This is a genomic window from Streptacidiphilus jiangxiensis (genome assembly GCF_900109465.1).
GTDB lineage: Bacteria > Actinomycetota > Actinomycetes > Streptomycetales > Streptomycetaceae > Streptacidiphilus > Streptacidiphilus jiangxiensis.
The window spans coordinates 1-9,468 of sequence record NZ_FOAZ01000063.1 but is presented as its reverse complement, the minus strand read 5'-3'; the positions used below and the strand labels follow the sequence as shown (position 1 = coordinate 9,468).

At 69.2% G+C, this 9,468-nt stretch carries 9 protein-coding genes and 1 pseudogene; 4 read left to right on the top strand and 6 right to left on the bottom strand.

Annotated elements, in window-relative coordinates:
- Positions 1-425, top strand: a pseudogene (locus tag BMY61_RS46940) (hypothetical protein); the annotation flags it as partial.
- Between the two features lie 97 nt (positions 426-522).
- Positions 523-1,608, top strand: coding sequence for a transglycosylase family protein (locus tag BMY61_RS48545; protein ID WP_052438617.1), 1,086 nt, complete (start codon positions 523-525; stop codon positions 1,606-1,608).
- A 30-nt stretch (positions 1,609-1,638) separates the two neighbouring features.
- On the opposite strand, the gene BMY61_RS43115 is transcribed toward BMY61_RS48545, so the two are convergent.
- Both BMY61_RS43115 and BMY61_RS43110 read right to left on the bottom strand, forming a co-directional pair.
- Positions 1,639-2,163: a DUF6262 family protein gene (locus BMY61_RS43115; RefSeq protein ID WP_236655976.1), complete on the bottom strand. Its 525-nt coding sequence runs from the start codon at positions 2,161-2,163 to the stop codon at positions 1,639-1,641.
- Positions 2,160-3,407 carry a site-specific integrase gene (locus BMY61_RS43110; RefSeq protein WP_042446498.1) on the bottom strand — a complete coding sequence of 416 codons (1,248 nt, stop codon included), beginning with the start codon at positions 3,405-3,407 and terminating at the stop codon, positions 2,160-2,162. Before BMY61_RS43110 ends, BMY61_RS43115 begins: the two co-directional genes overlap by 4 nt.
- 150 nt (positions 3,408-3,557) lie before the next feature.
- Here BMY61_RS43110 and istA point away from each other — a divergent pair, with 150 nt between their 5' ends.
- Together istA and istB are read left to right on the top strand one after the other, a co-directional pair.
- Positions 3,558-5,177, top strand: coding sequence for an IS21 family transposase (gene istA, locus BMY61_RS43105; RefSeq protein ID WP_042446957.1), 1,620 nt, complete (start codon positions 3,558-3,560; stop codon positions 5,175-5,177).
- A gap of 11 nt (positions 5,178-5,188) precedes the next feature.
- Positions 5,189-5,986: an IS21-like element helper ATPase IstB gene (istB, locus tag BMY61_RS43100; protein WP_042446960.1), complete on the top strand. Its 798-nt coding sequence runs from the start codon at positions 5,189-5,191 to the stop codon at positions 5,984-5,986.
- Between the two features lie 13 nt (positions 5,987-5,999).
- Here istB and BMY61_RS43095 read toward each other — a convergent pair whose 3' ends face one another.
- The 4 genes from BMY61_RS43095 to BMY61_RS43080 form a co-directional block, all read right to left on the bottom strand.
- Complete coding sequence (locus BMY61_RS43095) at positions 6,000-6,422, bottom strand: hypothetical protein (protein WP_236655977.1); 423 nt, start codon at positions 6,420-6,422, stop codon at positions 6,000-6,002.
- Between the two features lie 77 nt (positions 6,423-6,499).
- Entirely contained in the window at positions 6,500-7,846 is a 1,347-nt protein-coding gene (locus tag BMY61_RS43090; protein WP_052438618.1) for a hypothetical protein, read from the bottom strand.
- The gene (locus BMY61_RS43085; RefSeq protein ID WP_042446500.1) at positions 7,843-8,997 is read right to left on the bottom strand and encodes a tyrosine-type recombinase/integrase; all 1,155 of its coding nucleotides are present in this window, start codon (positions 8,995-8,997) and stop codon (positions 7,843-7,845) included. Before BMY61_RS43085 ends, BMY61_RS43090 begins: the two co-directional genes overlap by 4 nt.
- 113 nt (positions 8,998-9,110) lie before the next feature.
- Positions 9,111-9,468 (bottom strand): Ku protein (locus BMY61_RS43080; protein WP_342342567.1); only part of this gene is annotated, 358 nt, incomplete at its 5' end.

Here is a 9,468-nt window from a genome sequence, read left to right as displayed (position 1 = left end):
CCATGACCCAGGTCACCAGCACCTTCGACGGCACCGGCGACATCTTCGCCGTTGACGGCTCCGGCAACCTGTTCCGCTACCACGCGCCGAACTACTACGGCTCCCAGCGCACCCAGATCGGCACCAGCTGGAACACCATGTCCCAGATCGTCGGCGTCGGCAACACCACCGGCTCGGGCAGCGACGACATCATCGCCGTCGACGCCTCCACCGGCATCCTCTACCGCTACACCGGGCCGAACTACTACGGCTCCCAGAAGGTCCAGATCGGCACCAGCTGGAACACCATGACCAACCTGGCAGCCATCCCCGGCAACGGCACCACCGACCTCCTCGCCACCAACATCAGCACCCAGAACCTGTACCGCTACACCGGCCCGAACTACAGCGGCAGCACGGCAACCCAGGTCGGCAACGGCTGGTAGTCCCGCAACACCCTGCCTCCTCTCCGGTGGTGTCCCGGCCCGCTCCCGGGACACCACCGCCCCTTGTCTCCTCTCCGCGCCGTCCGAAGGAATCGTCATGCCCGCACACCCGCGCCTGCGCAAGGCCGCCGCTGCCGCAGCCGTCTCCGCCGCGCTGCTCACCGTTCCCCTGCTCACGGCCGGAAGCGCCAGCGCCGCCTCGGTCGCGACCTGGGAGAAGGTCGCCCAGTGCGAAAGCAGCGGCGACTGGGCGGCCAACACCGGCAACGGCTACTACGGCGGTCTGCAGTTCGCCCTCAGCACCTGGAACGCCTACGGCGGCACGGTCTACGCCACCTACCCCTACCAGGCCACCGAGGACCAGCAGATCCTCGTCGCGCAGAACGTCCTTGCCGGCCAGGGCGCCGGAGCATGGGGCACGTGTGGGACCCAGGCGGGCCTCGCCTCCGACACCTCGAACCCCTTCCCCAGCCCGACCGCGACGGCGCAGCCGATGTCGAACCTGGTCAGCGTCGGGAACGGGAACATCCTGGCGGTGGATCAGTCCGGCGCGCTGTTGCGGTACTCCTCGCCGAACTACTACGGCTCGCAGCGTGTCCAGGTCGGCACCGGCTGGAACGCGATGACGAAGCTGGTCTCCCTCGACGACGCCAACGGCGACATCCTCGCCATCGACAACACCGGTGCCATGTACCGCTACTCGGGCCCGAACTACTACGGCTCCCAGCGCGTCCAGGTCGGCACCGGCTGGAACGCGATGACCCAGGTCACCAGCACCTTCGACGGCACCGGCGACATCTTCGCCCTCGACGGCTCGACCGGGGACCTCTACCGCTACCACGCGCCGAACTACTACGGCTCCCAGCGCACCCTGATCGGCACCGGCTGGAACGTCATGTCCCAGATCGTCGGCGTCGGCAACACCACCGGCTCTGGTAGCGACGACATCATCGCCGTCGACTCCTCTACCGGCATCCTCTACCGCTACACCGGGCCGAACTACTACGGCTCCCAGAAGGTCCAGATCGGCACCAGCTGGAACACCATGACCAACCTCGTCGCCATCCCTGGCAGCGGCACCACCGACCTCCTCGCCACCAACATCAGCACCCAGAACCTGTACCGCTACACCGGCCCCAACTACAGCGGATCGACCGCCACCCAGGTCGGCAACGGCTGGTAACAACCCACCCCAGTCTTCCAAGACAGACGGTCAACCACGCTGGTTGAGGGCTCGTGTGAGTTCGCGGTTCGCCGCTCTGGATGCCTCGAGTTCGGTTTCGCGCTCTTCGATGGTCCGCGCCAGCTCGACATTGCGCTGCTCCAATCTGGCGGTCGTCCGCTGAAGTTCCTCGACGTCGGGCTGGGCGCCGATCCCCGACTCTCTCCAGGCTTGCTCGCCCATCAGCTCCGACAGCCGCCGCTCCAGCTGTTGGACCCGCGCGTTCAGGCGGGCGTTGCGGGCCTGAGCGTTCGCGAGGTCGGCCTGGAGCGACAGCGGGCTCACGGGAGAAACGCTTGCTGGATCTCGTCGGTCGGGTTCCAGCTCGGCGGCGTGGACCAGCGCGAGCAGGTCGCGGTGCCGGTACAGGAATGTGCGGTCCACACCGGCCTGCCGGGCAACGCTGGAGACGCTGATCGGAGCACCCCGCCGGGCAGCGTCCTTGAGCGCGGCAGAGACCCGTTGGCGTCGGCGGTCGGTGCTGGCCTCGCGGCCGTCGCGCATCGCGGGACTCATGTGCTGCTCCACGGGCGGATGTCGGGGATGGGCTGGCGGACTTTCGGCAGGCCGAGCATGACGGCGCGTCCCCGGCGTACGAAGGTGACGGCCTCCTCGATCCGGGCCCGGTCCTCGGGTGTGAGGTCGTCCAGGTCGGCCTTCACTCTGCTGATCAGGCGGCGTACCCGGTGGATCTCCTCCTCGGACGGCATGGACTCGGTGCGGGCCCACTCGTCGGCCTCGAAGGCAGCGATCAGCCGCTCGCGGCTCCGCAGCAGGTCGACGAGGTAGCGTTCCAGGTCGGGCAGGTAGGAGACGTCGGTGTGGAAGTGGTCGCAGCCCACGCAGCGGAACCGGATCGGGCAGGCCTGACCGGCCGCCGCGACGTTGGTCGGCTCGCGGCACACGCCGTAGGCGGTGGCGACTTCACCGACCGCGCGGCGGGCGTGTTCGCTGTCCAGCAAGGTCTGGGCCTTGCGCCAGACCCGGTTGCCGTGACGGTCGAACTGTAGAGCGGAAAGGCGGTCAACGGCCTTGCGTCGCCGCTCCTGGCTGACGCGGTAGTAGATCTGTGTGGTGGACAAGTGGCGATGGTCCATCAAGGCCCGGAGCACGTCCGGGGGGACGCCGGCGTCCGCGTGCCGCTGCGCGTAGGTGTAGCGGTAGGCGTAGGGGACGATCTTGCTCTTGTCGAATGGCAGCGGCTGGATCTGCGGCCTGCCGCCGGTTTCGACGGTGACGCGGGTGTGGATCTCGGGCAAGGCGGTGACCCAGGTGCGGTGCTGGTTTCGCAGGCCAGCGATGGGCTTGGTGCCGTAGGGGTTGGCGACCGTGCTCGGCAGCAGCTTGAGCTTCTGGAGCGGGGTGTCCGGGTAGCGGGCGCGGACGCGCTCCCGCTGCCCGGTGATGATCTCCGCGGTGGTGGCCGCGATCGGCAGGCGCCGGCCGAGCCGGTAGGCCTTGTGGTTGTCATAAAGCAGGACGGGCTGGCCGTCGGGGTCGGCGCGCAGGCAGTCCCAGTCCAGTTGGCAGATCTCGTCGGGGCGGCGACCGGTGTCGATGAGCAGTTCCGTCGCGACCCTCACCTCACGGCTGCTGGTCTGCTCCAGCAGGTCGAGGCTCGCGCACAGGACGCTCATGACCTCGTCGGGCAGATCCTTGCCGGCTTGCTCGTCCTCGATGTCGTCAGGGACGTCGCCGGGACCGAGGGTGAAGTCCTGCGGCAGTCCGGCCAGCGGCTGCCCAGGCCGGGTCAGGCTCATCTGGCTTTATACGTGAGAAGTGAGAGCGCCTGTCGCTCGGCGGCGAGAGCATCCGGCGCCACGGGAGAGTGATGTCGCCGAGTTTTGAGAGCACCTGGGAGCTTGCTTCGGGACCATGGTTGTGCTCTGCACGACGAGGGGGCCCGGGTGTTGCCGAAGTCCAAGGTCGATCTGTACGCGGCGATCCGCCGGGACTCGCGCGCTGGCCTGTCGCAGCGTGCTCTTCAGCGGAAGTACGGCGTCGGCTTCCTGACGGTGAAGAAGGCCCTGGAGTCGGCGTGGCCCGAGCCCCGCAAGAAGCTGGCGCCCAGGGCGACGCGGCTCGATCCGTTCAAGCCGCTGGTCGACCAGATGCTGCGGGCAGATCTGGACGCCCCGCGCAAGCAGCGGCACACGGTGAAGCGGATCTTCGACCGGCTGGTGGACGAGCACGGTGCCGACGAGGTCTCGTACCAGATGGTCCGCGGCTACGTGGCCGAGCGCCGTGGGGAGATCCGTTTGCAGGCGGGCCGCGGGGTGGTGGACGCGTTCGTCCCGCAGACCCACAAGCCCGGCGCGGAGGCGGAGGTCGACTTCGGCGACGTGACGGTGCGTCTGGCCGGCGAGTTGGTGACCTGCTACCTGTTCGCGTTCCGGCTGTCCTACTCCGGCAAGGCGGTGCACCGGATCTTCGCCTCGTGCGGGCAGGAGGCGTTCTTCGAAGGCCACGTCCACGCTCTCAACACGCTGGGCGGGGTGCCGACCGGGAGGGTCCGCTACGACAACCTTAGGGCTGCCGTCGCCCGGGTGCTGGGCTTCTCCCGCCAGCGCGTGGAGGCCGAGCGGTGGACCGCGTTCCGCTCGCACTACGGCCTGGATGTCCTCTACTGCCAGCCCGGCATCGGCGGCGCCCACGAGAAGGGCGGCGTCGAGGGCCAGATCGGCTGGTTCCGCCGCAACCACCTCGTCCCCGTCCCCGACGTCGCGACGCTGGCCGAGCTCAACGCGATGATCGACCGGTGGGACGAGGAGGACGAGGCCCGCCGGATCCGCTCCCGGCCCCGGACCATCGGCGAGTACTTCGCCACCGAGCGGCCGCTCCTGGAGTCGCTGCCGGACGAGCCGTTCGAGACGGGCCGGCTCTTCACCCCGCGGGTCGACCGCTACAGCCAGATCGGCGTCCGCAACAACCGCTACTCGGTGCCGGTGCGGCTGATCGGACGGACCGTCCGGGTCATGCTGCACGCCTCCGAGCTGGTCGTCTACGACGGCCGGGAGGAGGTCGCCCGGCACGAGAGGCTGATCGCCAAGGGCGGCACCCGGCTCGACCTGGACCACTACCTGGAGGCCCTGGTCCGCAAGCCCGGCGCCCTGCCCGGGGCGACCGCGCTCGACCAGGCCCGCTCGGCCGGCCGTTTCACCCCGGTCCACGACGCCTGGTGGGCGGCCGCCCGCAAGGCCCACGGCGAGCGCGAGGGCACCCGCGCGCTGATCGAAGTCCTTCTCCTGGGTCGACATCTGCCCCACGAGCACCTCGTCGCCGGCCTCGCCGCCGCCCTCCGGTCGGGCGCGCTGACCGCCGACGCGGTCGCGCTGGAGGCCCGCAAGGCCGCCGAAGCCGACACCAGGACTCCCGCAGAACCGGAGCCGCCCACCACAGACCGGGCCACGGTGACCTCGCTCACCGAGCGGCGCCTGGCCCAGCTCCCGCCCGACACGAGGCCGCTGCCCTCAGTGGCCCACTACGACCAGCTGCTGCGACACCGCCGACCAGACCGCCCGACCCCGTGAAGGAGAACACCGTGACCCTCCCCCGCCAGCGAGGAATCACCGAGCAGGCCGCCACCGCCGCCATCGACCAGGCCTGCCGGATGCTGCGGCTGCCCACCATCCGCGCCCAGTTCCCCGAACTCGCCGAGAGCGCCGCCCGCGAGCAGATGTCCTACCTCGGCTTCCTCTCCGAACTCCTGATGTCCGAGTGCGACGACCGGGCCCGGCGCCGCTCCGAGCGCCGGATCAAGGCCGCCGGCTTCCCCCGGGACAAGTCCCTGCGGAAGTTCGACTTCGACGCGAACCCCAACATCGACCCGGCGACGATCCACACCCTCGCGGCCTGCGAGTGGATCAAGAAAAGCCTGCCACTCTGCCTGATCGGCGACTCCGGCACCGGCAAGTCCCACCTGCTGATCGCGCTCGGCACCGAGGCCGCGATGGCCGGCTTCCGGGTCAAGTACGTGCTGGCCACCAAGCTCGTCAACGAGCTGGTCGAGGCCGCGGACGAGAAGCAGCTCGCCAAGACCATCGCCCGCTACGGCCGCGTCGACCTTCTCTGCATCGACGAGCTGGGCTACATGGAACTCGACCGCAGAGGAGCCGAGTTGCTGTTCCAGGTCCTGACCGAGCGGGAGGAGAAGAACAGCGTGGCCATCGCCTCGAACGAGTCGTTCGCCGGCTGGACCAAGACCTTCACCGACCCCCGCCTCTGCGCGGCCATCGTCGACCGCCTCACCTTCAACGGCACCATCATCGAGACCGGCACCGACTCCTACCGACTCGCCAGCACCCGCGCCCGCGCCGAACAGCAAGCAGTCGCCGGCTGACCCACCTGGCCGCTCACAGAGCGATCGGCCGATATCTGAGGGCCTCGTCGACGATCTGCTCGGCCGAGCCGTCCCGAAGTTCGACCGGGGGATGAAAGATCAGGTCGCTGACCCGGGGATGCGGCACGTTGGCTTCAAGAAGCCGCAGGTAGTAGTCGCTCTCCGGGCCACCGGCGAGGATCCTGCGGACCACTTCGACGAGCTCGTCCGTGGTGACGTCAGCGATCCGGGGACGAGCTGGCCGGGCAGCCTCCAACGCGAACTCGCCCAGACTCCGGCTGCCGTCGTACTCAGCGAAGTCGAGAGCTCCGTAGTCGTGCCCGGTCATCGCGTTGAAGACCGTGATCGCCTCATCGGCGCCCTCGGAGCGAACGACCACCAGGCCAGAGATCCGCTCGATCTCACGACACAACTCATCCAGCCGTTCCCGGCTCACAGGCGGAGGCAGCAGCTCCGGTCTCAGGTCCACGACTCGGATTATGTCCCTCAACGCCGACACGCCGGACGGCACCCTCAGGCGCTGTCAGTTCTCATCAACATTTCCGGGCATCTGAACCAGCAACCGATGCCGGGACTCACCAACAAGCGCTCTCCGTTTTCACCTACGCAGCCACTCATCGCGCGCATGCGGTTCAGCACGTGGCGCACGTACTCGACGGTGGTCTGACGGGTGCGATGCGACATCGCCCCGCTGTGCTGGAGGTAGGCCAGGCGGTTCAGGAACGCGACGATGTCCTGCCGGCTCCACTGTTCGATGTGCCGGCCCTGGTCTGGGCGCTGCAGGCTCAGGCTCTCGGACAGCAGGCCCAGGGCGTTGACCGGGACCTGCACGGCGCTGGTGACCTTCTTGCCGCGGCGGCGCGGCAGCTCGTCATAGGCCCAGATCTTCGCGGCCTCCCGCAGCTCAGGCTGGTCGATCTTGGTGAAGTGCAGTCGTCCGCCGTGCCCGAACACGGCCATGTCCCACACGTCCTTGCGGCACTCGGTCTCCGGATCCGACCCCAGGCGGCGCGCCGCGCTGCGGACGCCGAGGAGGAAGCCGCGGCTCAGATCGCTCATCCCGCAGGTGCGCACCCGTTCGTCCGAGAGGGTCTCGATGTCCGTGGCCTGCATGGCCCGCAGCCGATTGGCGACCTGCCGCAGGGTGTAGTCCCAGGTCCGGATCTCGCTTTCGGTGCGGACCTGCAGCCCGTACAGGAGCTCGGCGACGAGCCGTTCGGGCAGTCCCCGAAGGCTCACCCGGCGGTCGATGGCGGGCGACGTTTCCGTCGCCTGCCACTTCGGCTCGTCGCCGTCGAAGTGCCCGTCCCGTTTGGCGGCTGCCAGCCGGGCCTGATGGGCCCGGCAATACCGGCTCCCCGGTCCATCACACAACCAGAAGCACGACGCGACCTGGCACACGTCCGGAGCTGTTAGCGGTACGACCTTGGGGTGCGCGAGAAACGCCTCCACCGTCAGCTCCAGCTTGGCCGTGCGCTGATAGTGATGCCCCGAACACAGACGCCAGCCAGGTGACAGGCGCGGGCGCGGGCAGCCGGGGACCTCGCAGATCAGCTGCCCCACCACGCGGTTGCCCGGGGACGGCAGTCTGACGAACTCCTCCAGGGCGATCCCCGATGCTTTCCAGCGATGCGTGCATGCGTCGCACACGGCGCCGCCGGTACGCCCTCGCACGCAGCCGGGCACCGGACAGTCCGCGATTCCCAGCACTGGGTGCTCCTTCGGGAACGTCACCACCCGCAGATCCCACGCCCAGTCGACGAGCCCGAGGAACTCCTCGTCCAGCGCCTGCACCAGTTGCTGGTGCCGCACCCGCAACTCCGCGTCCCCACCCGCGAGGATCCTCGCCGGCGCGGTCACCGGCCGTCACCCGGCTCGAAGGCGAGGCGCGGGGTGCCCGCGCGCTCCACGGCGTCGCGCAACCGCCGCACGTCCGGCGTCAGATACGCCTCCACCGAGCCCGGGTGCCGGTGTCCCAGCAGCGCTTGCACCTCGTCCAGGGCGCCGCCGGCGTCGGCCACGTTGCTGCCGAACGCCCGACGGGCCATGTGTGGCGTGACCTTCCGGTCCAGCCCGGAACGATCGCAGAGTCGCTCGAACAGCTCTCCGATCGCGTCCGGCGACACCGGCGCCCCCACGGGCGCGCGGAACAGGTTCACCAGCAGGAAGTCGCTGCCTCCGGCACCCAGTCGAGCGTGCCGTTCATCGACGTACTGGTCATACGCCTGCACCACAACTGCGTCGACCGGCAGAACCCACGCGTGCGGTGACTTCGACCAAGCGCCGTTGACGTTGTCCCTGCGCCGCACGTGCAAGTGGGGACCCTGAACGTCGCAGCCCAGTGCCCGCGCATCCGTCACCAGGTGGCAGTCGCCACGACGGAGCCCGGCGACCTGACCGCGGCGCAGCCCTGCCCTGGCCAACAGCGCCACGGTCAACCGGTCCCGCGCACTTCGGCAGGCCAGGAACATCGCCACCAGCTCCTCATCGGTCGCCCGGTCGACCTCGATCACCGGCTCCTGCACCCGATGCCGCGCACGCAGCCGGTACGACAACCCGGCATCCTCAGGCTGCGCCTGGGCCGGCAGGTCCCGGCTGTCGGCCAGCTCGTAGATCTGCCCCAGCACCCACCGCGGTGCCTCGCCCTGCGACACCGCATGCGAAAGCAGTCCCCTCACCGCCGTCAGCACCGCATTCACCCGCCGCTCCCCCCGAACCGGCACCGCGCCGGGGCCGGCCAGCAGCGAGGACCCGGCAGCGGGCTCGGCGGCCGGAACATGCTTGAGCCAGAGCATGAACAGCCCCAGATCCCGCGGAGCATCCGCCCACGACCGACCCGTCGCCTGGCACCAGCGCAGATACAGAGCCACCGACCCGGCATGGGTCCTCGTCGTCAGCTCCGACCGGTTACGACCGAACCGCAGGAACCGAAGCCAATGATCGGCGATCGGAACGACCCCGAGATCATCTTTGATCACCGTCCAGTACCGCACCCCGGACGGCAGTACCACAGGAAAAGCCCGCACAACGACTCCAGACAGGACGAGACGTGCAACAACCCGCCACAGAGCCACACCCCCCGAGAGACAGACCTCGCACACTCAACGAGGCAGCTCACACCACGTCACACCACAGCCCCAGGCACCCCGAGAAGCTTGGACGGCGCCTTGTCCCCGAGGCCCACGTAGTATGGGCTGTCGTACATCAGCGGGCTGACCTGCTCCGTAGGGATGAACGCCAGCACGTCGATGATCCGCTTGCTCGGCACGGGCAGCGACGCCAGGTCCTCGTCGGTCAACACCACCATGCCGCCGTCGGGCGCCTCCCAGCCTTTCGCGATGTCGGCGTACTCGATCTCCCGGTTCTCGGCCTCGCAGAACCGGCGCTGCCGCACGCGCCCGGCGTCTTCTCGGTGCACCTGGTGCAGCACCGGACCCGCGTGCGTCTCGGTGGCCGGGTAGAGCTTGACCGGCACCGCGACC

Excerpts from the sequence above, each read along its gene's own strand:
- BMY61_RS48545 (WP_052438617.1), top strand. The coding sequence starts at position 523 with ATGCCCGCACACCCGCGCCTGCGCAAGGCCGCCGCTGCCGCAGCCGTC.
- BMY61_RS43115 (WP_236655976.1), bottom strand. The coding sequence starts at position 2,163 with ATGAGTCCCGCGATGCGCGACGGCCGCGAGGCCAGCACCGACCGCCGA.
- BMY61_RS43110 (WP_042446498.1), bottom strand. The coding sequence starts at position 3,407 with ATGAGCCTGACCCGGCCTGGGCAGCCGCTGGCCGGACTGCCGCAGGAC.